Origin of the sequence: Acidovorax sp. LjRoot129, from assembly GCF_964253765.1 — a bacterium.
Taxonomy (GTDB): domain Bacteria; phylum Pseudomonadota; class Gammaproteobacteria; order Burkholderiales; family Burkholderiaceae_C; genus Acidovorax.
In genome coordinates, this window is record NZ_CAXUSE020000001.1 from 4,302,231 (window position 1) to 4,326,722 (window position 24,492).

Annotated in this window: 18 protein-coding genes and 1 pseudogene; 14 read left to right on the forward strand and 5 right to left on the reverse strand. The window is 64.6% G+C overall.

Annotated features, from left to right (window positions below; translation table 11 throughout):
- Positions 1 to 73: 73 nt before the first annotated feature.
- The 6 genes from miaB (at position 74) to mdoH (ending at position 8,838) form a co-directional block, all read left to right on the forward strand.
- Positions 74 to 1,414: a tRNA (N6-isopentenyl adenosine(37)-C2)-methylthiotransferase MiaB gene (gene miaB, locus ACSQ3Q_RS19760; RefSeq protein WP_436136031.1), complete on the forward strand. Its 1,341-nt coding sequence runs from the start codon at positions 74 to 76 to the stop codon at positions 1,412 to 1,414.
- Between the two features lie 22 nt (positions 1,415 to 1,436).
- A complete protein-coding gene (locus ACSQ3Q_RS19765; RefSeq protein WP_436136032.1) occupies positions 1,437 to 2,906 on the forward strand; it encodes a sensor histidine kinase in 1,470 nt (489 codons plus the stop codon).
- 49 nt (positions 2,907 to 2,955) lie between these two features.
- Positions 2,956 to 3,585 carry a hypothetical protein gene (locus tag ACSQ3Q_RS19770; protein WP_436136033.1) on the forward strand — a complete coding sequence of 210 codons (630 nt, stop codon included), beginning with the start codon at positions 2,956 to 2,958 and terminating at the stop codon, positions 3,583 to 3,585.
- A 14-nt stretch (positions 3,586 to 3,599) separates the two neighbouring features.
- Positions 3,600 to 5,021, forward strand: a complete 1,422-nt coding sequence (locus tag ACSQ3Q_RS19775; RefSeq protein ID WP_436136034.1) for a sigma 54-interacting transcriptional regulator — start codon at positions 3,600 to 3,602, stop codon at positions 5,019 to 5,021.
- 182 nt (positions 5,022 to 5,203) lie between these two features.
- The gene (locus ACSQ3Q_RS19780) at positions 5,204 to 6,781 is read left to right on the forward strand and encodes a glucan biosynthesis protein G (protein ID WP_436136035.1); all 1,578 of its coding nucleotides are present in this window, start codon (positions 5,204 to 5,206) and stop codon (positions 6,779 to 6,781) included.
- Positions 6,754 to 8,838, forward strand: a complete 2,085-nt coding sequence (gene mdoH, locus ACSQ3Q_RS19785) for a glucans biosynthesis glucosyltransferase MdoH (RefSeq protein ID WP_436136036.1) — start codon at positions 6,754 to 6,756, stop codon at positions 8,836 to 8,838. The genes ACSQ3Q_RS19780 and mdoH overlap by 28 nt, the downstream gene beginning before the upstream one ends.
- A 123-nt stretch (positions 8,839 to 8,961) precedes the next feature.
- Here the strand turns inward: mdoH and ffh are convergent, their stop codons facing one another.
- Entirely contained in the window at positions 8,962 to 10,341 is a 1,380-nt protein-coding gene (gene ffh / locus ACSQ3Q_RS19790) for a signal recognition particle protein (protein ID WP_436136037.1), read from the reverse strand.
- Positions 10,342 to 10,442: 101 nt separating this feature from the next.
- On the opposite strand from ffh, the gene ACSQ3Q_RS19795 reads away from it, so the two are divergent.
- The 8 genes from ACSQ3Q_RS19795 (at position 10,443) to ACSQ3Q_RS19830 (ending at position 20,788) form a co-directional block, all read left to right on the forward strand.
- Positions 10,443 to 11,240, forward strand: a complete 798-nt coding sequence (locus ACSQ3Q_RS19795; protein ID WP_436136038.1) for a cytochrome C assembly family protein — start codon at positions 10,443 to 10,445, stop codon at positions 11,238 to 11,240.
- Positions 11,237 to 11,473 (forward strand): PP0621 family protein, encoded by a 237-nt coding sequence (locus ACSQ3Q_RS19800; protein WP_436136039.1) that lies wholly within the window; start codon positions 11,237 to 11,239, stop codon positions 11,471 to 11,473. Before ACSQ3Q_RS19795 ends, ACSQ3Q_RS19800 begins: the two co-directional genes overlap by 4 nt.
- A gap of 10 nt (positions 11,474 to 11,483) precedes the next feature.
- The gene (locus ACSQ3Q_RS19805; protein ID WP_436137038.1) at positions 11,484 to 13,187 is read left to right on the forward strand and encodes a two-component system sensor histidine kinase NtrB; all 1,704 of its coding nucleotides are present in this window, start codon (positions 11,484 to 11,486) and stop codon (positions 13,185 to 13,187) included.
- 11 nt (positions 13,188 to 13,198) lie between these two features.
- Entirely contained in the window at positions 13,199 to 14,752 is a 1,554-nt protein-coding gene (locus ACSQ3Q_RS19810; RefSeq protein WP_436136040.1) for a sigma-54-dependent transcriptional regulator, read from the forward strand.
- Positions 14,736 to 15,365 carry a 1,6-anhydro-N-acetylmuramyl-L-alanine amidase AmpD gene (gene ampD, locus ACSQ3Q_RS19815; protein ID WP_436136041.1) on the forward strand — a complete coding sequence of 210 codons (630 nt, stop codon included), beginning with the start codon at positions 14,736 to 14,738 and terminating at the stop codon, positions 15,363 to 15,365. The genes ACSQ3Q_RS19810 and ampD overlap by 17 nt, the downstream gene beginning before the upstream one ends.
- 378 nt (positions 15,366 to 15,743) lie before the next feature.
- Positions 15,744 to 18,686: a ribonucleoside-diphosphate reductase subunit alpha gene (locus tag ACSQ3Q_RS19820; protein WP_436136042.1), complete on the forward strand. Its 2,943-nt coding sequence runs from the start codon at positions 15,744 to 15,746 to the stop codon at positions 18,684 to 18,686.
- A gap of 135 nt (positions 18,687 to 18,821) precedes the next feature.
- Entirely contained in the window at positions 18,822 to 19,982 is a 1,161-nt protein-coding gene (locus ACSQ3Q_RS19825) for a ribonucleotide-diphosphate reductase subunit beta (RefSeq protein WP_436136043.1), read from the forward strand.
- Positions 19,983 to 20,167: 185 nt separating this feature from the next.
- Complete coding sequence (locus ACSQ3Q_RS19830; protein WP_436136044.1) at positions 20,168 to 20,788, forward strand: histone; 621 nt, start codon at positions 20,168 to 20,170, stop codon at positions 20,786 to 20,788.
- 140 nt (positions 20,789 to 20,928) lie between these two features.
- Here the strand turns inward: ACSQ3Q_RS19830 and ACSQ3Q_RS19835 are convergent, their stop codons facing one another.
- The 4 genes and pseudogenes from ACSQ3Q_RS19835 to prmA all read right to left on the reverse strand — a co-directional run bounded on the left by ACSQ3Q_RS19835 (position 20,929) and on the right by prmA (position 24,475).
- Positions 20,929 to 21,825, reverse strand: coding sequence for a carbohydrate kinase family protein (locus ACSQ3Q_RS19835; protein ID WP_436136045.1), 897 nt, complete (start codon positions 21,823 to 21,825; stop codon positions 20,929 to 20,931).
- A 36-nt stretch (positions 21,826 to 21,861) separates the two neighbouring features.
- Positions 21,862 to 22,476, reverse strand: a complete 615-nt coding sequence (locus ACSQ3Q_RS19840; RefSeq protein ID WP_436137039.1) for a DUF3426 domain-containing protein — start codon at positions 22,474 to 22,476, stop codon at positions 21,862 to 21,864.
- A 978-nt stretch (positions 22,477 to 23,454) separates the two neighbouring features.
- A pseudogene (locus ACSQ3Q_RS19845) lies at positions 23,455 to 23,520 on the reverse strand (MJ0042-type zinc finger domain-containing protein); the annotation flags it as partial.
- A 52-nt stretch (positions 23,521 to 23,572) separates the two neighbouring features.
- Positions 23,573 to 24,475 (reverse strand): 50S ribosomal protein L11 methyltransferase, encoded by a 903-nt coding sequence (gene prmA / locus ACSQ3Q_RS19850; protein ID WP_436136046.1) that lies wholly within the window; start codon positions 24,473 to 24,475, stop codon positions 23,573 to 23,575.
- Positions 24,476 to 24,492: the final 17 nt, after the last annotated feature.

Sequence of the window (24,492 nt, forward strand, 5' to 3'; positions counted from 1 at the left end):
CCCACCGCCCAGCGCCCCACCGGCCGCCCCACGCGCGCCGCCGCATCCCCATTCGGACACGAGATTGATTGCCATGGCCAAAAAAGTCTTCATCAAAACCTTCGGCTGCCAAATGAACGAGTACGACTCGGACAAGATGGCCGACGTACTCCACGCCGCCCAAGGCTACGAGCCCACCCAGAACGTGGACGAGGCCGACCTGATCCTGTTCAACACCTGCTCCGTGCGCGAGAAGGCTCAAGAAAAAGTGTTCAGCGACCTCGGCCGTATCAAGCACCTGAAGGCCCGCGGCGTGAAGATTGGCGTCGGCGGCTGCGTGGCCAGCCAGGAAGGCGCCGAGATCATCAAGCGCGCGCCTTATGTGGACGTGGTCTTTGGCCCCCAGACGCTGCACCGCCTGCCAGAAATGCTGAATCAGCGCGATCGCATGGACAAGCCCCAGGTGGACATCAGCTTTCCAGAGATCGAAAAGTTCGACCACCTGCCGCCCGCGCGGGTCGAGGGTGCATCGGCGTTCGTGTCGATCATGGAAGGCTGCAGCAAATACTGCAGCTACTGCGTCGTACCTTATACCCGTGGAGAAGAAGTGAGCCGTCCCTTCGACGATGTGCTCGTGGAAGTGGCGGGCCTGGTCGACCAGGGCGTGAAAGAGATCACCCTGCTGGGCCAGAACGTGAACGCCTACCTGGGCAAGATGGGTGGCACAGCGGAGATCGCGGACTTTGCCCTCCTGCTCGAATACGTGTCTGACATCCCGGGCATTGAGCGCATCCGCTACACCACCAGCCACCCCAATGAATTCACGCCCCGGCTGATCGAGGCCTACGCCAAACTGCCCAAGCTGGCCAGCCACTTGCATCTTCCCGTTCAGCACGGCAGCGACCGCATCCTGATGGCCATGAAGCGCGGCTATACCGCCATGGAATACAAGAGCACGGTGCGCAAGCTGCGCGCCATCCGCCCTGACCTGGCCATGAGCAGCGACTTCATCGTCGGCTTCCCCGGCGAGACGGAAGAAGACTTCAACAAGATGATGAAGCTGATCGACGACATCCACTTCGACAACAGCTTCAGCTTTATCTTCAGCCCACGCCCCGGCACGCCCGCTGCGGGGCTGCACGATGACACGCCGCACGACGTCAAGCTGCGCCGATTGCAGCATTTGCAGTCCGTGATCAACGCCAACATCAAGTCCATCAGCGAAAGCCGCGTGGGCACGGTGCAGCGCATCTTGGTGGAAGGCGCCTCCAAGCGCGATGCCACCGAGCTCATGGGCCGCACCGAGTGCAACCGCGTGGTGAACTTTGTCGGCCAGGCACGTTTGGTAGGTCAGATGGTGGACGTGACCATCACCGAAGCCAAGGCGTACACGCTGCGCGGCGAGGTGGTCACGCACGAAGCCGCACTGGCCTGAGTCTGCAGCGACGCCTGTCACGATGTCTGCACAGAGCAGTCTGCCTGGCGTAGGCCCTCTAAGGGTCGGCGGGCCGCTGAACGGGTTTTCATTTCAGCAACTGCTGCTGCTGGCCTTCTTGCTGATTGCCGGGCTGTTGGGCGTGAGTTCGCTGCGGGCGCTTTACACGCTGGAGCAGCTCATGGTGCAAAGTCGCCACGGCACCAGCGAAGCAACGTCTCTCGGGATCGCGGCCCAGGTCCTCAACCAGCGTGGACAGGCCCTGGAGCGTGCAGCGCGGCAGTCTCTGGTCTTGCGCGATGCGCCCTTGCGCCGCAGCTTCAACGACATGTCGCTCGAAGCCCTGGGCGTGCTCGATCAGCTGCACAAAGGGGGACTGCCGGAAGAGCAGACCGCCGAATGGCGCAAGCACCTGGACGCAGTGAAGGACCTGTTGGACGCGCCGCCAGAGCGCGCACTCGACAACGAGCGGCTCGTCGCAGAAGAGTTTGTGGCGCTGGAGACTCTGAACCTGAACATTGGCCAATCGGTTCAGGACATCAATGCCCAGCGCAACCGTGAGCTTCAGGACCGTGTCGAGGCGAGCCGCCGTGACGTGACACACCAGGTGGTGGGGGTGATCGTGCTGGCGCTGGTCCTCGCGCTGGCTCTGGGCATCTGGCTGGCGCGTCCCTTCAAGCGGCTCGAAGGTACGATCCGCCGGCTCGGCGAAAACCAGTTGGACGAGCCCGTATTGATTTCGGGGCCCGATGACGTGCGCCGCGTCGGCCAGCAACTGGAATGGCTGCGCTTGCGATTGCTGGAGCTGGACGCGGACAAGGCGCGCTTTCTGCGGCACGTCTCGCACGAACTCAAGACACCGCTGGCCGCACTGCGCGAGGGTGTGGCACTGCTGCAAGACGGGGTGACCGGCGAACTCAACGCGGGCCAGCGCGAAGTGACGCAAATCCTGCACCACAACACACTGGTGCTGCAGAGCGAAATCGAAGCCCTGCTGCGCTTCAACGCTGCTGCCTTCGAGGCGCGCCAGCTCCATCGGAGCGACACCGACCTGCTCACGCTGCTGGAAAACCAGGTCGAGTCGCAACGCCTGCAATGGCAGGCGCGGGGACTGCGGGTGCTGGTAGAGGGCGCCCCGGTATCGCTGCCGGTCGACGCCGACAAGATCTCCTCGGCTGTCAGCAACCTGCTGTCCAACGCCATCCGTTTTTCACCCAAGGGCGGCACGCTGCGTCTCATCCTGTCACGCCAAGCCGGTACCGTGCGCGTGGATGTCGTGGACCAGGGCCCCGGTGTGGCGCCAGCCGATCGGGACCATGTGTTCGAGCCCTTTTACCGGGGTGTTCGCCAGCCGGATGACGCCGTGCGCGGCACGGGTATCGGCCTGTCCATCGTCCAGGAATATATTGCCGCCCACGGGGGCACGGTCCGCCTGGTCGAAGACGGCCTTCAATCATTTTTTCGCATAGAGCTACCGCATGCAGCCCAGTAACCCTTTCACGCCTTCCGTCCGCGCGCAGGTGCAGCGCAGGCTGAGGCCCGTGGCAGTTGTGCTGACGGCAACGTGGCTGATGGCGGGTTGCGGCGCCCTGTCGCCGCAAAAGCCCACGACGACGCCCTCCACTCCGGTCACAGTCGTCGTCGCGGTCCCCGTCAAGGTGCCGTCATCGTCAGAGACTCCACCCGCGGCGCCAGAGCCTCAGCCTGTGGCCGATCCTGTGCGCCAGGTGCTTGCTCAGACCGATGGGATCCTGCGCCTTGCGCCGTCGGACCTCCCCAAGGAAATCACCCGGCTCGGAGAAACCGAAGAAGCCGCCGTGGAAACCCCATTGCTGCTCGCTACCGCGCTGGCGCAGACCCGCCAAGCGGTGGACACCGCGCGCGCGCTCGGGCTCGTGCAGCGGTTGCTGGCCAACAACGCCCCCGCCGCACAGCCGCTGCATCCTCTCGCACGCCTTCTCGAAGCGCGCCTGCTCCAGCAACGCCGGCTGGAGGACCAGATGGAGCGCCAGGCGCAGCAGCTGCGCGATGCCCAGCGCCGCAACGACCAGCTGAACGAACGGCTGGAAGCCGTGCGCGCCATCGAGCGCAGCCTGACCACGCGCCCTGCTGCCGTGCCTGCGGCCCCAGCATCTGCGCCGGGCAGCGCCCCCCAGCGGCCCGCTCCCTGACATCAAGACGCACCATGCCCGCCGCCAGCACGCCCCCCAAGCCCCGCCCTGCCGCCCCGGCCCGCATCCTGGTGGTGGATGACGATGCGGACATGCTGCGCCTGTTGTCCCTTCGGCTGAACGGAGCCGGCTACGAGGTAATCGCCGTGGGCTCGGCCGAGGCGGCATTGGCCCAGCTCGATATGGCGCGGCCCCAACTGGTGCTGAGCGACGTGCGGTTGCCGGGCCGCGACGGCCTGGCCCTGTTTGACGAGGTGCGCGCCCGGCATCCCTCGCTGCCGGTGATCTTGCTGACCGCGCACGGCACGATCCCCGACGCCGTCGAAGCCACATCGCGCGGCGTTTTCACCTACCTCACCAAACCCTACGACGGTAAGGACCTGCTGGAGAAGATCGGCCAGGCGCTGGCACTAAGCGCCCCGGTAGTCACCCACGCCCATGCCAACGAGGCGTGGCGGGCCGAGATCGTGAGCCGATCCAACCGCATGACGGACCTGCTGGCCGAGGCCTACATGGTGGCGCAGTCCGATGCCAGCGTGCTGCTGCTGGGCGACAGCGGCGCGGGCAAGGAACTGCTGGCCCAGGCCATCCACCGCGCGAGCCCGCGGGCAGCCAAACCCTTCGTGGCGGTCAACTGCGGGGCGATTCCCGAGGCCTTGCTGGAATCCGAACTCTTCGGTCACATGAAGGGCGCTTTCACAGATGCGGTGAGCAATCACAAAGGGCTGTTCCAGGCCGCGGAGGGCGGCACATTGCTGCTGGATGAAATCGGCGACATGCCGCCGGCCCTGCAGGTCAAGCTGCTGCGGGTGCTGCAGGAGCGCGCCGTGCGGCCGGTGGGCGCCAGCCAGTCCACGCCGATTGACGTGCGCATCATCTCGGCCACCCACCGCGACCTGGAAGCCGCGATGGCCACGGCCCAGTTCCGTGAAGACCTGTACTACCGCTTGAACGTGGTGACCCTGGTGCTGCCCACCCTGGCCGACCGGCGCGAAGACATATCGCTGCTGGCCAACCACTTTCTCGACAAGCTGGCGCGCAAGTACGACAAGCGCCTGTCGGGATTCGCCCCTGAGGCCCTGAAGGCCCTGACCCTGGCCGCCTGGCCTGGCAATGTGCGGCAACTCTACAACGTGGTGGAACAGGTGTGCGCGCTCTCCACCACGCCACTCGTGCCCCTCACCCTGGTGCAGCGTGCGCTGCGCACGCCATCGACCCAGGTGCTGAGCTTTACCGAGGCGCGCCAGCGCTTTGAACGCGACTACCTGGTGGGCCTGCTCAAGATGACCGACGGCAACGTGGCCGATGCCGCGCGGCTGGCCCAGCGCAACCGCACAGAGTTTTATCGCCTGCTGCAAAAGCACGCCCTCACCCCGGGCCACTTCAAGAACGATGCGCCCGGCGCCGAGGATGTCGCCGAAGAGCGACAGGACTAAGTCGTTGATTTTCAACAACTTCTGAACCGGAACCCTTGGCCGTGTCGCCGTGAAGCGACAGAAACAGCATTTTTAGGGCATCTTCGGTGCGCCGTACAACCGCTTACATTCGAATGATCGCTTAAGTTATTGATGTAGAACAGTTTTTTGAAGCTGGCACAGGGTTTGCCCTAGTCATCAGCATGCAAGCTGTTTTCATCCATTCTTTGCCCGTTGCACGGTGCGCCCAGTGGGCCGTGGGCCTGCTGGCGGGGGTGCTCCTGGCGGGTGCAGCGCAGGCGCAAGGCTTTGATTTTGAAAGCGTGACGCGGCTGGCCCGCGAACGCTCCGAAAAGCCGTATCGCGCGCAAAGCGACAAGCTGCCAGCGGACTTGGCCAAGCTCAACTATGACCAGGTGCGCGACATCCGCTGGCGCCCAGACCGCGCGCTCTGGCGCGCCGAGAAGTTGCCATTCGAGGCGATGTTCTTCCACCTCGGCCTGTACCAGACCGAGCCCGTGCTCATCAATGAGGTCACGCCCCAGGGACCACGGCACATCAGCTACAGCCGTGCCGATTTCGACTACGGCAAGAACCAGGTGCAGCCCCAGGCCTGGGGCGACCTCGGCTTCGCAGGCTTTCGGCTGCACAACCATTTGAATTCGAGCGCCTACAAGGACGAACTCGCGGTCTTCCAGGGTGCGAGCTATTTCCGTGCACTGGGCAAGGGCCAGCAGTACGGCCTGTCGGCACGGGGGCTGGCGATTGACACGGTGGGCGCCGCACCCGGCCAGACAGAGGAATTTCCGCGCTTCACGGAGTTCTGGCTCGTCAAGCCCGACCCGCTGTCGGCGCAGGTCACGGTCTTTGCGCTGATGGATTCACCCCGCGCCACCGGGGCCTTCCGCTTTGACATTCAGCCGGGTGTGCAGACCACCACCACGGTGCGCAGCCGGATCTTCGTGCGGCCCGGTGGGGGCAAGCCCATCGCGACGCTGGGCATTGCACCGCTGACTAGCATGTTCTTCTTCGGCGAGAACCAGCCCCGCAAAGAGGATTTCCGCCCCGAGGTGCATGACTCTGACGGTCTGATGATTGCCACCGGCGAAGGCGAGTGGCTCTGGCGCCCCCTGCAGAACCCCAAGCAGACGCTGGTGACCTCGTTCGCCACCAAGAACCCCAAGGGTTTTGGCCTGATGCAGCGCGACCGCCAATGGGCTAATTACGAGGATGTGGAAGCCCGCTATGAGCGCCGTCCGAGCGCCTGGGTGCGGCCATTGCATGACTGGGGCCCGGGCCGCGTCGAGCTGGTGCAGCTCAATACCCCGGACGAGACACACGACAACATCGTGGCGTATTGGGTGCCCGCCCAGATGCCGGCACCTGGCCAGCCCCTCGAGTTTTCCTACGAAGTGACCTGGCAAGGCGATGAGCAACAACGCCCGCCGGGGGGCTGGGTTACCCAATCGCGCCGCGGCATGGGCTACACCAAAGAGACTGCCGCAGCCCTGCGCCAGCAGGCCCAGTACGTCGTCGACTTCGACGGCCCCGCCCTCAAGGCCCTGCCGGCCAATGCCGCCGTCAAGGCGGTGGTGACCGCCGATGCCAACGGCAAGGTGCTTGAAAACATCGTTTACCGAAATCCCGCCACCGACCAGTGGCGCATGACCGTTCGCGTACAGCGCCAAAAGGCCGATCGCCCGATCGAGCTGCGCGCCTTTCTTCAACACGACAACCACGCTGTGAGTGAAACATGGACGCACATCATTCTTCCCGAGTAAGCCCCCCCACGGGCGGCACGACTCCCACCAGCGCGGCACCCGCCGCGCTGAGGACCGAGGGCGTTTCCTATCTGCGCCCGGTTCCCTCCCGCCGCAGCCCTCTGCGCGAGCAGCGCCACCCCAACGCCGTCACCGCGCCGCCGCTTCACCGCGGCTCGATGACGCCGGTGCCCTGGCGCGGTTTCTGGAACAGCATGGGCACCGCCGTGCTGCTGCGCCTCACCGGCCGAAGCCGCAACGGCAACCGCAACAGTGGCCCTGTCGAGCCAGCTGACGGCCAGACGCAGTCCTGGCAACGCGCTGCACAGCAGCGCCGCTTTACTTTTCTGGTGCTCACAATTTTGGCGACGGCCATGGCCAGCCTGCTGTTCGCCGGCGTGCAGCCTACATACGACAACCCCTGGTTGGGCTACGGGCAGATCGCGCTGTTCGCCTTGCTGTCGGCCTGGGTCGTCACCGGTTTTCTCACCGGGCTGATGGGTTTTTGGGTGATGGTGCGCGGCGACAAACACGCGCTGTCGGTGCGCAGCGTTGCGGGGCACGAACTGGCACCGGACGCGCGCACGGCGATCATCATGCCGATCTGCAACGAAGACGTGGCCACGGTGTTTGCCGGGCTGCGGGCAACGTGCGAGTCGGTCGCATCGACCGGCCACGGGGCCACTTTTGATGTGTTCGTGCTGTCTGACAGCTACGACCCCGCCATTGCCGCCGCGGAGCGCGCCGCCTGGGAAGAGCTGCGCAGTGCCCTGGCGCAGCACGGCCAGCAACCTCAGGTGCAGGTGTACTACCGCCTGCGCGCCCGCCGCACGCACCGCAAGGCCGGCAACGTGGCCGACTTCTGCCGCCGCTGGGGCAAGGACTACCGCTACATGGTGGTGCTGGATGCCGACAGCGTGATGAGCGGCGACTGCATCGTTTCGATGGCCAAGCTGATGGAAGCCAACCCCTCTGCCGGCATCATCCAGACCGCCACACAAGCCATCGGCCACGTCACGCTGCACGCCCGCGCGCAGCAGTTCGCATCGCGCGTCACCGGCCGCCTGTTCACGCTGGGCATGCAGTACTGGCAGCTGGGCGAGTCGCACTACTGGGGCCACAACGCGATCATCCGCGTGGCGCCTTTCATGGAGCATTGCGCGCTGGCCCCCATCAAGGGCAAGGGCGGTCTGGCCGGCGGCATCATGTCGCACGACTTCGTCGAAGCCGCGCTGATGCGCCGCGCCGGCTTCCACGTGTGGCTGGTGGCCGACCTGATCGGCAGCTACGAACAGCAGCCGCCCGACCTCTTGGCCGAACTGCAGCGTGACCGCCGCTGGTGCCAGGGCAACCTGCAGAACGCGCGCTTGATGGCCGAACCCGGCATCCACCCCGTGCACCGTTCGATGTTCGTCACTGGCGCCATGGCGTACCTGTCGGCACCGCTGTGGCTCGCGTTCCTGACGCTGGGCACGGCCCTGTGGCTGTCGGGCGCCAAGCTGGTGGCCGACTGGCACATCCTGCCCGCCCAGCTGCTGGCCTTGTGGGCCTGGACGCTGTGCCTGCTGTTCCTGCCCCGCATCCTGGGCGTGGCGGCAGTCTTCATGCGGCGCGAGCAAGCGCAGTATGGCGGTGCTTTCAGCCTGCTCAAGAGCGCTGTGCTGGAAAGCGTGCTGGCCATCCTGCAAGCCCCCATCCGCATGCTGGCGCACTCGCTGTTCGTAGTGATCGCACTGACCGGCTTGAAGCTGGAATGGAAGTCGCCCCCGCGGGAAGCCCACGCCGTGCCCTGGCGCCATGCCATGCGCCAGCTGGCCCCCATGAGCGTGGTGATCGCTGTGCTGGCCCTGGGCGTCGCGTTCATCGACAGCAGCGCACTCCTGTGGCTCATGCCCGTGGGCCTGCCCCTGGCGCTGGCGATTCCGCTGGCAGTGTTGACCAGCCAGATCGCTTTGGGCAAGGCGCTGCGCGCGCAGCAGCTGCTGCTGATCCCCGAGGAATCGTGGTCGCCCCCGGTGCTGCGCCGCGCCTGGCTGCACGCCAGCCGCCTGGCGGCACCGGTGCTGAAGGCTGCGTAACCGCGCGGCCCCTTCGGTCCACCCGCAAAAAAGCCGGCATCGCGCCGGCTTTTTTGTTTTGCTACTATTTTTATAGCTGCAAGCGCTTATAGATCAAGCGCTAGGGACCCAAAAGGCTTCAAATCAGAACGGCATCTTGGGCATACCGCCGCCGCCCAGGCCCTTCATGCCGCCCATCTTCTTCATCATCTTCATGAGGCCGCCGCCCTTCATCTTCTTCATCATCCCCTGCATCTGCTCGAACTCCTTGAGCAGGCGGTTGACCTCTTGCACATGCACGCCGGCGCCGCCTGCGATGCGCTTCTTGCGCGTGGCCTTGATGAGCTCGGGCTTGCGGCGTTCCAGCGGCGTCATGCTCTGGATGATGCCCTCCTTGCGTTTGATGTCCTTCTCGGCCTTGTCCATGTCCAGGGCACCCGCCTTGGCCGTGAGCTGGGACGGCAGCTTGTCCATGAGGCTCGACAGTCCGCCCATCTGCTTCATCTGCTGAATCTGCGACAGGAAATCGTTGAGGTCAAAGCCATCGCCGCTTTTGACCTTGGCGGCCAGCTTCTGCGCGGCCTCCATGTCCACGCCGGCCGTCACCTGCTCCACCAGCGCCACGATGTCGCCCATGCCGAGGATGCGGCCCGCGTGGCGTTCTGCGTCAAACACCTCCAGCCCGTCGATTTTTTCGGATACGCCGGCAAACTTGATGGGCGCACCGGTGATCTGGCGCACCGACAGCGCCGCACCGCCGCGCGAATCGCCGTCGAGCTTGGTCAGCACGATGCCAGTGATCGGCAGGGCTTCCTTGAAGGCCTTGGCGGTGTTGATTGCGTCCTGGCCCTGCATCGCATCGACGACGAAGAGCGTCTCGACTGGGTTCAAGGCGGCATGCAAGTCCTTGATTTCCTTCATCAAGGCTTCATCGATGGCCAGGCGGCCGGCCGTGTCGACCAGCAGCACATCGAAGTAGTGCTTCTTGGCGTAGTCGAGTGCGGCGCGCGCAATATCCAGCGGTTTCTGGTCCGGCGTGCTCGGGAACCACTCGGCGCCCGCTTGTTTGGTGACGGTCTTGAGCTGCTCGATGGCCGCGGGGCGGTAGACGTCGCCCGACACCGTCAGCACTTTCTTCTTGCGCTTTTCGATCAGGTGCTTGGCCAGCTTCGCCGTGGTCGTGGTCTTGCCGGCGCCCTGCAGGCCCGCCATCAGGATGATGGCCGGCGGCTGGGCGGCGAGGTTGATGTCAGACACACCCTGGCCCATGGTGGCGGCCAGCTCGCGGTTGACGATGGACACCAGCGTCTGCCCGGGCTTGAGCGAACCAAGCACTTCCTGGCCGAGCGCCTTCTCCTTGACCCGGGCAATGAAGTCGCGGACCACCGGCAGCGCCACGTCGGCCTCCAGCAGTGCCATGCGCACCTCGCGCAGCATGTCCTGCACGTTGGATTCGGTGATGCGGGCCTGGCCACGCATCTCCTTGACGAGGCGCGAGAGTTTGTCGGTAAGGGCGGAGGCCATAGAAGATGTTCCGGTGTTGCCTGCACGCGATCCACACGGTGGTGGCAGCAGGCAGGCCCGCCAGGGCATTGGCGGTGGGGCAAAAGGCTAAACTGTGACCCATGATTTTAGCGAGTAGCTCCCCCATCAGCTGGCTGCTGGCCCTGGCCGCCGCGGTGGCATACGGCGTACCGGCAGTTGCCGGGCCGCGACTGGGCGCCACGGCAGCCCGCAATGCGCTGCTGGTGGCGTGGGTGCTGCATGGCGCAGTGCTGGTCTGGGGCCTGTGGGGCGACGCGCCCCGCTTCGGCTTTGCCCCGGCGCTGTCGATGACAGCGTGGCTGGTGCTCACGGTGTATGCGGTCGAGCGGCAACTGTTCCCGCAGATGCAGTCCCGCTGGGTACTGGCAGCACTTGGCGCAGTCGCAGTGCTGCTGGCCGTGGTCTTTCCGGGTCAGCCACTGCATGTCGCAGCCTCTGCCTGGCTGCCGCTGCACCTGGCGCTGGGCATCGCTTGCTACGGACTCTTCGGCGCTGCGGTCGTCCACGCCTGGCTCATGACCCGCGCCGAGCGCCATATCCGGCAGGCCGAGGATCCGCACAGCGGCATCCCGCTGCTCACGCTGGAACGCCTGACCTTTCGTTTCGTGACCGCAGGCTTTGTGCTGCTCACCGCCACGTTGCTGGCGGGCTGGCTGTTTGGCGACACGCTGTACGGCCGCGCCTGGCGGTGGGACCACAAGGCGGTCTTCTCGCTGCTGTCGTGGCTTACCTTCGCCACATTGCTGCTGGGCCGTGCACGCTTTGGCTGGCGCGGCCGCAACGCGGTGCGCGTGTTGTATGCCGGCGCCACCTTGTTGCTGCTGGCCTATGTCGGTTCGCGCTTTGTGCTTGAAGTGGTGCTGGGGCGCAGCGCATGAAATACGTCGTCCTGCTCATCGTCCTGGTGGTGGTCATCGGCATCTGGCGCAGCCGGCGCGACAGCGAGGCCGCATCCCGCACCCCGTCGTCTCCACCTGCCGCCCCGCCCGGCGGATCGCAGGACATCCTGGCCTGCGCGCATTGCGGCGTGCACATTCCGCAAGCCGAAGCATTGATGCTGGGCAGCCAGGCCTACTGCTGCCCGGAGCACCGCCAACAAGGGCCGGCCTGACGCCATGCAGATGCCGTCTGCAGGCATGTTCGCGCCCAGCGCTGTCGACGCGCCCTTCGTGCGCCTGTGGCGCGGGTTCCTGACCGGCCGCGTCATGGTGGCACTGGCGTTGCTGGTGCTGCAGGGCGTGGGGCAGATCGTGAACCAGACGCCGGAACCCGCCGTGCTCACGGTGTGCGTGATCTATTTTGTGGCCACTGTCGTCTTGCGGGTGCTTGCCCAGCACACAGCGCCGTCCCCCCGTGCAGGTCCCCAATGGCTGCCGTCCATCGGGGCCGACCTGGCGGTCGTCGCTGCCCTTCAGCTGCTGCACGCAGGCGCGATGAACTACACGCCGCTGTTCGGCCTGCCGATCCTGATGGCGGCGGTGCTGGGAACCATGACCCTCGCCCTGGGCACCACCGCCGCGGTCACCCTGCTGCTGCTGGGCTGGGCCTGGTGGCTGGGCTCGGGCACGGCCGGGGACGACGCCCCGCGCTATCTGCAAAGCGCGTTGACCGGAACCGGCTACTTTGTGGTGAGCTACCTCGTGCACCAGCTGGCCTCCCGGCTGGCGCGGGAACAGGAGCTGGCCCACCAAAGCCAGGTCACGGCCCGAGTGCAGACCCAGGTCAGCGCCCTGGTGATCCAGAACCTGACCGATGGCGTGCTGGTGGTGGACGACAACGACACCGTGCGCCTTGCCAACCCCGCCGGCCTGCTGTTGCTTGGGGGGAGCGCTGCGCCAGAACTGCCCTTTGCGCTGGGCGCCGAGCAGCCCTGGAACCCGCTGGTCATCCTGGCGCGGCACACGTTTCGTCAGGAACAGCCCCAGACCGCCGCCGTGGATTTGCTGCACCCTGGCCAGAGCCCGACTGGCCTGCATGTGCGCACCTGGCTCACGTCCACCCGCGAAGCTGCGCGCCAGACCCAAACCGAGCGCCTGTGCGTGATGTTTTTGCACGATCTGCGCGAGATGGAAGCGCGGTTGCGCACCGAGAAGCTTGCGGCCATGGGGCGCATGTCGGCCGCTGTGGCCCATGAAATCCGCAATCCGCTGGCGGCCATCGTGCAAGCCAACGCTTTGCTCGAAGAAGACCTGCACGACCCGGGCCAGAAACGGCTGGCCCGCATGGTGCAGCAAAACGCCGATCGTTTGGCGCGCATTGCAGAGGAGGTGCTGGACATCGCCCGCGTGCAGCACCAGATCAGCCACGCGCCCGCCTCCACGGTGCCGCTGGACGAAACCGTGGCGCTGATATGGAATGACTGGCAGGCCCAGGACCCCGCGCGTCGCCGGGCCGTGGTCTCGCTCGATGCCGACGCCACCCAGGTCGAGTTTGACCCAGAGCATTTGCGCCGGGTGCTTGTGAACCTGCTGGACAACGCATTGCGCTACATGGGCCAGGAGCCTGACTCGTTGCTGCTGAGCACGCGGGCGCAGCCGTCAGGCCAGGTCAGCCTGCAGGTGTGGAGCGACGGCGCACCGATGGACAAGTCGGTGGAGCGTCACCTGTTTGAACCCTTCTTTTCGTCGGAGAGCCGCTCCAGCGGCCTGGGCCTCTATATATGTCGCGAGCTGTGCCAGCGCCATGGGGCGTCCATCAGCTACCAGAGAATCACCCACACCACCACATCGCGCGGGGACACCGGAGGCAATGCATTCACTGTGGGTTTCCGCCGTACCACCCGTCCCACGGAAGCCGCTACGCTGTTTGACACCATCGTGGTCTGATCCCCACTGCCATGAACGCCACCCCTGCTTCCATCCTCGTCGTGGACGACGAACCCGACCTTCGCACTTTGTACGAGCTCACGCTGCTGCGCGAGGGCTACCGCGTCGAGACTGCGTCCAGCGTCCAGGAGGCGCGCGACCAGCTCAAGGCCCAGCGCTTTGACGCCGTGATCACCGACATGCGCCTGCCCGATGGCTTTGGCATGGAGCTGCTGCAGGACCTGCGGGAGCAGCAGCGCAAGGAACGCTGCGTCGTGATGACGGCCTATGGCTCGGCCGAGAACGCTGTCGAGGCCTTGCGCTCCGGGGCTTTCGACTATCTGACCAAACCGGTGGACCTCAAGCAGTTCCGTTCGGTGGTGGCATCCGCCGTGCAGGGCACGGGCGGCGTGCCCGCGCCCCGCGCGGCGCGCACGGGGGGCAACCAAAGCAAGGCTGCGGGCACGGCGCAGATCGAATCGCTGGGAGCCGGGGCGGCACTGGACCGGATGGTCGGGGAGTCGGTGGCCATCCGCACTGTCAAGCAGCGGGTCGCCAAGGTGGCCCGCGGCATGGCCCCGGTGCTGGTCCATGGCGAATCGGGCACTGGCAAGGAGCTCGTGGCGCAAGCGCTGCACGCCAGCAGCCAGCGCGCCGATGGGCCGCTGGTTGCCGTCAACTGCGGCGCGATCCCCGAAAACCTGTTGGAAGCCGAATTCTTTGGCGCCCGCAAGGGCTCGTATACCGGCGCCTCGGCGGACCGCGACGGCTACTTCCAGGCGGCGCGCGGTGGCACCTTATTTCTGGATGAAATTGGCGATCTTCCGTTGGCCATGCAGTCCAAGCTGCTGCGCGCCATTCAGGAACGCAGCGTGCGGCCCCTGGGTTCGACCCAGGAAGAAACGGTGGACGTGCGCATCGTCAGCGCCACCCACCGCGACCTGGCCGCGGACGTCCAGTCAGGCCGGTTCCGGCAAGACCTATATTACCGGTTGAACGTGATCGAGATCGTGATTCCGCCGCTGCGCGAGCGACGCGAAGACCTCCCTGCGTTGTGCGCGGCCTTGCTGTCCCGCATTGCGCAGGAGTCGGGCATGCCGGTGCCCAGGCTCACAGAACAGGCACTTGCGGCCATCGCTGCGCATCCGCTCACAGGGAATGTCCGCGAGTTGGAGAATCTGCTGCACCGCGCGGTAGCGCTCAGTGACGGCGATGAACTGCATGTGGAAGGGCCCACGGTGTTTGCGGAACCTGCGTCCCCGCGAGCGGTCTCTTCCCCGGCCGCGCCGCGTTCAGACGCTTCGCCATTCACCGCCCACACCTCCAGCGACTCGATCCTGCCATCCGCACAAGCGTCCTCGGCGGTCAACACCCCCGGCAGCAGCGTGCCCCTGCCCAGTGACCTGCAGGCCTGGCTGGACCAGCAAGAGCGCGACATCCTCATCAGAGCGCTGCGTGACACCGGCTTCAACCGGACCGCGACCGCCGCACGTCTGGGCATCAGCCTGCGCCAGATCCGTTACCGCATTGCCCGCCTGAACATCGCCGCGCCGAACGATCTGGACCCCAATGAAGATATTGGCTGATGCCGCCGATGATGCAGGCTCGCCGTGGAACGGCGGCTGGCTCCGTGCCGCGCAACAGCTCGCGTCCCCAAACTTTAGTGAGCGCCCCGCCGAGGCGCGATCCGCCATCGACCTCATCGTGGTGCACTCGATCAGCCTGCCTCCGGGCGAATATGGCACCGGCGCGGTGCAACAGCTGTTCACCAATGCACTCGACTGGGACGCCCATCCCTACTTCCAGAGCATCCGCGGCCTGGCGGTCTCGTCCCACTTCTTTATCGAGCGTACAGGCAAGCTCTGGCAGTTCGTGGACTGCGACCAGCGCGCGTGGCACGCCGGCCAATCAGCCTACCGAGGCCGTACGCAGTGCAACGATGACTCCATCGGCATCGAACTTGAAGGTCTGGAGGGGCGAACATTTGAGGCCCCTCAATACCAGGCGCTGACCCAGCTCTGCCGCGACATCGCACAGCGTTATCCCATTGCACACATTGCTGGGCACGAGCACATCGCCCCAGGGCGCAAGCAGGACCCGGGTCCTGGCTTCGACTGGCCGCGCTTGCACGAGGGACTGACCTGGCCGCTGGAGCGGTTTCCTGCGGGCACCCTGGCAACGGCCCCGAACGCGCGCTGAGGCTGGAGCCTCGGCACAACATTTTTCATTTTTTGTTTGTGCGTTTGCACATGCTGGGATGCTTCAAGCGCGACCCAAGCGCCATGCGGTTTTCCCGGCAGAAACGGTTCGCAGCGCCTGTCGCCATGCGGGTCTCGGGGCAACATCCACGCAGATCAACAGCTTGCGCCGGAGTGTCGCATCAGCACCTTGCAGGCCTAACACAGGCTGGTTCGTCCTCAGGGCTTTTTTACGGCGATACACTACCGGTAGTGTCTTGAATGCCTGTGACACACCATATATAGTGTGCGCCAGACTCAACCTCGCGCACCACTCACACTGCGCGGCGGCACTCCAGCCGAGCATCACACCCCGGACAGCCCATAGAAGAGGACACCCATGCAAGCTGCTTTGAATACGCCTTCCATCGCCCACGCCACACCCCAAGATGCACCCGCATCCGAGGCCGCGTCGGCAACCGCCGCCAATTCGCTCACGCACTACCAGATCATCCGCCGCAACGGCGCCGTGGTGCCCTTTGAGCCCCAGAAAATCGCGGTGGCGATGATGAAGGCGTTTCTTGCAGTGCATGGCACCCAGGGCGCCGCGTCCGCCAGCGTGCGCGAAGTGGTGGACACGCTGACGCAGAACGTCGTGCGCGCGCTGATGCGTTCACGCCCCGCCGGTGGCACCTTCCATATAGAAGACGTGCAAGACCAAGTGGAACTTGGCCTGATGCGCGGCGGCCACCATGAAATCGCCCGGGCCTACGTGCTCTACCGCGAGCGCCGCACGCAGGAGCGTGCACGCCAGACCGAACAGCAGGCTGCTGTTCCATCCGCACCGCTGCTGCATGTCATCGATGGGAACAAGCGCGTGGCGCTGGACCTGAACCGCCTGCAGTCCCTGATCGAATCTGCCTGCGTGAACCTGGGCGCGGACATCAGCGCCGATCCCATCGTCGCGGAAACCATGCGCAACCTGTATGACGGCGTGCCCATGGACGAGGTCTACAAAGCCTCGATCTTGGCCGCGCGCACGCTGATCGAAAAGGACCCGGACTACACCTACGCCACTGCCCGCCTGCTGCTGCACACCATCGTGCGCGAGGTACTGGACAAGGAAGTGACCCAGGACGCCATGGGCCAAGCCTATCTTGAGTACTTCCCCCAGTTCATCCAGAAGGGCGTGGACAACGAGCTGCTGGACGAGCGCCTGCTGACGTTCGACCTGGCCCGCCTGGGCGCCGCCCTGAAGGCCGACCGCGACCTGCAGTTCGACTACCTGGGCCTGCAGACGTTGTATGACCGCTACTTCCTGCACGTGCGCAAGACCCGCATCGAGCTGCCCCAGTGCTTCTTCATGCGTGTGGCCATGGGCCTGTCGCTCAACGAAGCCGACCGCGAAGCACGCGCCATCGAGTTCTATGAAGTGTTGTCGTCCTTCGACTTCATGTCGAGCACGCCCACGCTGTTCAACAGCGGCACGCTGCGCTCGCAGCTGTCCTCGTGCTACCTGACCACGGTACCCGACCACCTGGAAGGCATCTACGACTCCATCAAGGAAAATGCGCTGCTCTCCAAGTTTGCCGGCGGCCTGGGCAACGACTGGACCCGCGTGCGTGCTCTCGGCTCGCATATCAAGGGCACGAACGGCGAATCGCAGGGCGTAGTGCCGTTCCTCAAGGTGGTCAACGACACCGCCGTGGCGGTGAACCAGGGCGGCAAGCGCAAGGGCGCCGTCTGCACCTACCTGGAAACCTGGCATCTGGACATTGAGGAGTTTCTGGAGCTGCGCAAGAACACCGGCGACGACCGCCGCCGCACGCACGACATGAACACGGCCAACTGGATCCCCGACCTGTTCATGCGCCGCGTGATGGAAAAGGGCACCTGGACCCTGTTCTCGCCCTCCGATGTGCCCGACCTGCACGACCTGTTCGGTGCCGACTTCGAGAAGGCCTACGTGGCCTACGAACAGAAGGCTGCGCGCGGCGAGATCAAGCCCTCGAGAACGCTGCAGGCCACCGACATGTGGCGCAAGATGCTGACAATGCTGTTCGAGACTGGCCATCCCTGGATCACCTTCAAGGATGCCTGCAACGTGCGCTCACCCCAGCAGCACGCCGGCGTGGTGCACTCGTCCAACCTGTGCACCGAGATCACGCTCAACACCAGCGACACCGAAACCGCGGTGTGCAACCTGGGCTCGGTCAACTTGCTGCAGCATTTGAAGGACGGCAAGATCGACCACGACAAGCTCAAGAAGACCATCAAGGTCGCCATGCGCATGCTCGACAACGTGATCGACATCAACTACTACGCCGTCAACAAGGCCCGCGACTCCAACCTGCGCCACCGCCCCGTGGGTCTCGGCGTGATGGCCTTCCAGGACAGCTTGTACGAACTGCGCATTCCCTACGCTTCTCAGCAAGCCGTGGAGTTCGCCGATCAGTCGATGGAAGCCATCTGCTACTACGCCTATTGGGCGTCCACCGAATTGGCCCGCGAACGCGGCCAATATTCCAGCTACAAGGGTTCCCTTTGGGACCGCGGCATCCTGCCTTTCGACACCCTGGACATGCTGTCGCAAGCCCGCGGCGGCTACGTGGAAGTGGATCGTTCGTCGACGCTCGACTGGGACGCGCTGCGCAAGAAGATCGCGCAGGACGGCATGCGCAACTCCAACTGCGTCGCCATTGCTCCGACGGCCACGATCTCCAACATCATCGGTGTAGATGCCTCGATCGAACCTTCGTTCGGCAACCTGTCCGTGAAGTCCAACCTGTCGGGCGAATTCACCGTCATCAACGGCGGGCTGGTGCGCGACCTCAAGCGCCTGGGTCTGTGGGACGACGTGATGATCATGGACCTCAAGCACTTCAAGGGATCTTTACACCCCATCGATCGCGTGCCCCAGGACATCAAGGATCTGTATTCGACAGCCTTCGAAGTCGAGGCGCAATGGCTAGTGGAAGCAGCTTCGCGTCGCCAGAAGTGGATCGACCAGGCGCAAAGCCTGAACATCTACATGGCTGGCGCATCGGGCAAGAAGCTGGACGACACCTACAAGCTTGCTTGGATCCGTGGCCTCAAGACCACGTACTACCTGCGCACGCAAAGCGCCACGCACGTCGAGATGAGCACCGTGAACACGCGCCAGCTCAACGCAGTGTCCTCAGGCAGTGATGGCGGCGCGCAGCAAGCCTCGGCGCCTGCACAGGCCAAGCCCAGTGCGCTTGAAGTGGCTGCCGTCGCGACCACCGCCCAGGCCGATGCGCTACCCGCAACGGACATCAAATTCTGCGCGATCGATGATCCCGGCTGCGAAGCCTGCCAATAAGAACTTAGCGTGCAACGCCTCGCGCTGATCCGAGGCATTGCGCATGTGCTGTGAAGCAACAAATCGTTGCTGCACAACGCTTCAGTGCTTTCCTTTTTGCAGCACTGCTTTCATAATCCGAACACTGGAAAATCTATGTTGACCTGGGACGAAGAAGTCAAGCCCTCATCGCAAAATCAACTGGACGGCGGTCTGCAAAACAACCGCCTGGCGGCGCAACCGCCTGTGCCTTTCCAGAGCGCTGAAGCGGAGCCCGCGGCCCCGGCTGCAGCAGCCCAGCGCCGTGTCAATGCAGCCGACAAGCGCATCATCAACGGACAGACCGACGTCAACCAGCTGGTGCCATTCAAGTACAAGTGGGCCTGGGAAAAATACCTCGCCACTTGCGCCAACCACTGGATGCCGCAAGAGGTGAACATGACGCGTGACATCGCGTTGTGGAAGGACCCGAACGGTCTGACGGAAGACGAACGCCGCATCATCAAGCGCAACCTCGGCTTCTTCGTGACCGCCGACTCGCTGGCCGCCAACAACATCGTGCTCGGTACCTACCGGCACATCACCGCACCTGAGTGCCGCCAATTCCTGCTGCGCCAGGCGTTTGAAGAAGCCATCCACACCCACGCCTACCAGTACATCGTGGAGTCGCTGGGCCTGGATGAGTCTGAGATCTTCAACGCCTACAACGAGGTGCAGTCCATTCGCGATAAGGACGAATTCCTGATCCCCTTCATCGAGGCGATCAGCGACCCGCACTTTCATACCGGTACACACGAGACCGACCAGACGCTGCTCAAGTCACTCATCGTGTTTGCCTGCCTGATGGAAGGCCTGTTCTTCTACGTCGGCTTCACGCAGATCCTGGCGCTGGGCCGTCAGAACAAGATGACGGGCGCCGCGGAGCAGTACCAGTACATCCTGCGCGACGAGTCGATGCACTGCAATTTCGGGATCGATCTGATCAACCAGCTCAAGCTGGAGAACCCCCACCTGTGGACGTCGGAGTTCAAGGCCGAGATCAAGGCTCTGTTCCTCAAGGCAGTCGAACTGGAATACCGCTACGCCGAGGACACGATGCCCCGCGGCGTGCTGGGCATGAACGCCTCCATGTTCAAGGGCTACCTGCGCTACATCGCCAACCGCCGCGCGACCCAGATCGGGCTCGAAACGCTGTTCCCCAATGAGGAGAACCCGTTCCCGTGGATGAGCGAGATGATCGACCTCAAGAAGGAACGCAACTTCTTCGAGACCCGGGTTATTGAATACCAGTCCGGTGGGGCGCTGTCCTGGGACTAGCACCTTCTTTGTATCGCACCACCATGGATTTTTACACCACGTTCCGCACCGACAGCGCCACAGAGCGCCGCAGCGTGGGACGTTCCCGTGTTCATGGGGATGGGGACTACCTCCATCTCCATGGATCGCTTCTTGTCCATTGAAGACAGGAAGTGCTCTTTGCAAATTGACTCAAGGAGAACATGATGGCAACTGCGAAAAAACCGGCCGCTAAGAAAGCAGCCCCAGCGAAGAAGGCCGCCCCTGCCAAGAAGGCAGTAGCAGCGAAGAAGGCAGCACCGGCGAAGAAGGCCGCTCCCGCCAAGAAGGCAGCACCTGCAAAGAAAGCCGCTCCAGCCAAGAAGGCCGTAGCAGCAAAGAAGGCAGCACCGGCGAAGAAAGCCGCTCCCGCCAAGAAGGCAGCACCTGCAAAGAAAGCCGCTCCAGCCAAGAAGGCCGTAGCAGCAAAGAAGGCAGCACCGGCGAAGAAGGCCGCGCCCGCCAAGAAGGCAGCACCTGCAAAGAAAGCCGCTCCAGCCAAGAAGGCCGTAGCAGCAAAGAAGGCAGCGCCAGCGAAGAAGGCCGCTCCCGCCAAAAAGGCAGCGCCGGCGAAGAAAGCCGCTCCCGCCAAAAAGGCAGCAGCACCCGCCAAAAAGGCCGTAGCAGCAAAGAAGGCGGCTCCCGCCAAGAAGGCAGCTCCGGCAGCAAAGAAGGCGGCTCCCGCCAAGAAGGCGCCCAAGGCCCCTGCCCCTGCGCCCGCACCTGCTGCGCAGACGACGCTGAACCCTCAGGCAGCCTGGCCGTTTCCTACGGGCAACAAGCCCTGATCCTGGCGTATCACGCCCTCAACCCGGTGCCTGTGCACCGGGTTTTTTTATGCCTGAAAAAGACGGGCGCCCGGCGGCAGGGCAAAGGGAACCACTCGCTCTCCCCAGGCAACCTGAGGCAGCGAGGTCACCCCTGGCCCTCATTCCGGCTTGAAATCAAGCGTGTAGTTCTGCGGACCACGCTGCGCAATCTTGAGCGCGCCCACACGATTGCCCAATGCGGCGCAACGCACGAGGGACCAGCCTTTTTCCAATCCGAACAACAGTGCTCCGCGCCAGGCATCACCACAGCCGGTCGGGTCAACAACTTGCGCAGGGACTACCGGTGGGACATGGGTCTTTGCACCATCTACCCACACCTCGCAGCCCTCAGCGCCCAGCGTCACCACCAGGCCCTGCACCTTGCGCGAGAGCTCTCCCAACGTCATCCCAGTGCGATCGGCAAGCATTCTGCCTTCGTAGTCATTCACCGTCACCCAGGTGGCCTGCTCGACAAACCGCGTGAGCTCTTCGCCATTGAACATGGGCAGACCCTGGCCCGGATCGAAGACAAACGGAATGTCCGCGGCCACAAACTGGGCCGCATGCTGCAGCATGGCATCACGCCCATCGGGCGAGATGATGCCCACCTTCACGGCGGCATCGGGCTCGATGCGATGGGCGTGGGCCTGCATCATTGCGCCGGGGTGAAACGCAGTGATCTGGTTGTTGTCCCGGTCGGTCATGATCATGGCTTGCGCCGTGTAGGTGTCCTGCACTTGGCCTACATGGCGACGGCTGATGCCGAGTGCCTCCAGGCGTTGCAGATACTCGCCCCCGTCGCTTCCCAGCATGGCCATGGGCACAGGCTCTCCTCCCAGCAGCTTGAGGCTGTAGGCAATGTTGCCGGCGCACCCGCCGAAATCGCGGCGCAATGACGGGACCAGGAAGGACACGTTCAGGATGTGCAGCTGGTCGGGCAGGATCTGCTCGGCAAACCGCCCCTCGAAGGTCATGATGGTGTCGAACGCCAAGGAACCGCAAATAAGGGCAGCCATATCGGAAGGTTGGTAGGTAGTGGGGAGAGAACTAGCTCAGGGGTAGAACGCAAGCAGGCGGTAGCCCGCAACACGCGCCCCGCCCGTGGTCACGATTACCGATACCGCGGTGGACCACTCACCTCGGGCCGGCAATTCTACAGGCGCGCCCATGTCGCCCGGCAGCAGGACGCGGCGAAGCACCGGCTGGTCCTGGGCATCGGTCAAGGTGAGCTCCACGGCGGGCATGGCCAGCGGAATATTTGCCTTGCTCTTCATCGCCAGCGTGAGCTGATAGCTGTCGCCCCGCGCCTTGTTGAATGAAGAGCTGTCGATGACCACATCGGCGATCTGGCGCTGTGGCGCGATCTCGCAATGCAACGGGCCACACAGCGCTGCCAGCCAAGGCCGCGTGCGCGCGTCCTTGGCCACAATGTGAGCACGTTCTTGGAAAGCCACCTGGAGCGCCAGACCCACGGTGGCCAGCAGCATGAGCATCACCAGCACCGTTCGCACCACAGGCTTGCGCCAGAAGGCCTTGCGCCGTGCGGCGACCACAAAGCTCACTTCTTCTTCGGCGGCCTGCCCTTCCTCGGACTCGTCGGCAGCATCTTCACGCGCCTTTCGAGACCTGGGCAGCAGAACTGCAGCGGGGGAATCGTCTTCGACCAAGGCCAGCCCCTCTAGCATTTCCCCCGAGGGCTGCTGAGACGGGTGCGATGGACGTGAGCTCTGGACAAAGTCCACAGATGGGAGATCTTCTTCGCCTGCACTTTTTTCTTCAGTGCCGGGGAGGGGCAATGGTCCACCATCACCATCCAAGCGGTACGCAGGCTCCGGGGCGGGAGTCGCCGGCGGCACTGGCTTCGCAGGCAGCTCCAGAGGCGGATAACCCATAGGGGTCAACTCCGCAGGCACAGTCACGTCAAACGAAGGCGGCGGGGTGTCGTCGAGAAGCGCCTCTTCCTCGTCCCGCAGGTCAGCAAAAGGCAATTCATACCCCGCTGGCGCGCGAGGCACCGTCACCTCCTCTATTGCTGAGTTCGCGGAAGGCAGGGCCGCCGGCGCCGGCACAGGAACCGGTGCAGCAATAGGCACAGGCGACGCCTCATCGGCCAACGAGGGAAGAACATGCACCGGTCGGCCCAGGTCGACATCACCGACAGGTGCGCCATGCCGGGCCGGTGAGCCGCTGGATGCGCCCCAGCTGAACGGAGTCAGAGGATGCAGGGAAAGCTCGCCATCGAAGGAGCGGCCTGCACTGCCCGCGGCAAGAAACGCGGGTACCGCAGGTTCCGGGACTGCCAGCACGGGCTCGGGTGCCGCTTCTAGAGTGACAGACGTTGCAGGAACGGCGGCAGCAGACGAGTCAGTCGCAAGCAGTGAAAACTCCGCCCCGCTGAGCAAAGGCGAGGCCGGCGCAGGAGTTGCTGAAGCCGTGGCGCCCGCAGGAGGCTGGGACTGCGGAGGGGGCGGCACCTGCCCCCAGGCCCGTGCAGTGTCTGCCTGGCGCACCACCGGCGCCGGGGGTGGCCGCACATCCGTCAACGAGACATCGGGCAACAGCGGCGGAGGCGCCGCCGGCAGCAGATGCGCCGCTGCGTCGAAGACCTCTTTGCATTGGCCACAACGCACCCACCCTTCCGAGATGCGCAATTGGTCCGCGACCACCTTGAAGGAGGTGGAGCAGGACGGGCAACGGGTGATCTGGCTCATCAGCGGGCGATTGTAGGGGCCGATACTTTCCCACCGGGGGTGGGCAAGCGGCTCAGCGCCGGGCGGTCATCAATATCCAGCCGTCTTCCGTGTCCGCCACCTCGAGCTGGAGCCAGGGCGCGTAGGCTTCCTTGAGCTCATCGCGCTGCCGCTCCAGGATGCCCGCCAACACAAGGTGGCCTCCGGCTGCGACGTGTGCGCAAAGCAAAGGCGCGAGCACCCGCAGCGGGGTTGCAAGAATGTTTGCCAGCACGGTCTGGTACTGGCCCTGCGCCTTGTCTGGGAGCCCTGCCCGCAAAACCACGTCGTTGGCCGCCGCGTTCTGGGCGGTGGATTCCACGGCCGCAGGGTCGATGTCGACCGCGTCGATCTCCGTGGCGCCGAACTTCGCAGCGCCGATGGCCAGAATGCCGGAACCGCAGCCGTAGTCCAGCACACGCCCCAGCGGATTGCCCGCAGCCTCATCGGTGGCGCCATGGCGTGCGATCCAGCGCAGGCACATGCGCGTGGTGGGGTGCGTGCCCGTGCCAAAAGCAAGGCCCGGGTCCAAGCGAATACTGCGTTTGGCTTCGGGGGGCAGCTCGTGCCAGGTCGGGACGATCCAGAAATCCGGCGTGATGTCCACGGGCGCGAACTGCGACTGCGTGAGCCTCACCCAATCCTGCTCCTCGACCTTCGCAACGCCCAGCGCCTGACATCCCTCAAAGAAATCCTGCATGGCCAGCAGATCACGCGCCTCGGTAGCCAAAGCCTCGGACGCGAACAGCGCCACCACCCGGCTGCGCTGCCATCCGTCCTTGGGCGGCGGCATGCCAGGCTCACCAAACAGCGCTTGCTCGGCATCGGTCTGGGCATCGGCATCTTCGACCGACACCGACAGCGCATCCAGCGCATCCAGCGCGTCGCTGACCGCTTCGATACTGTCTTCCGGGCACATCAGGCTGAGCTCAAACATGGGCGACTCTCAGAAAA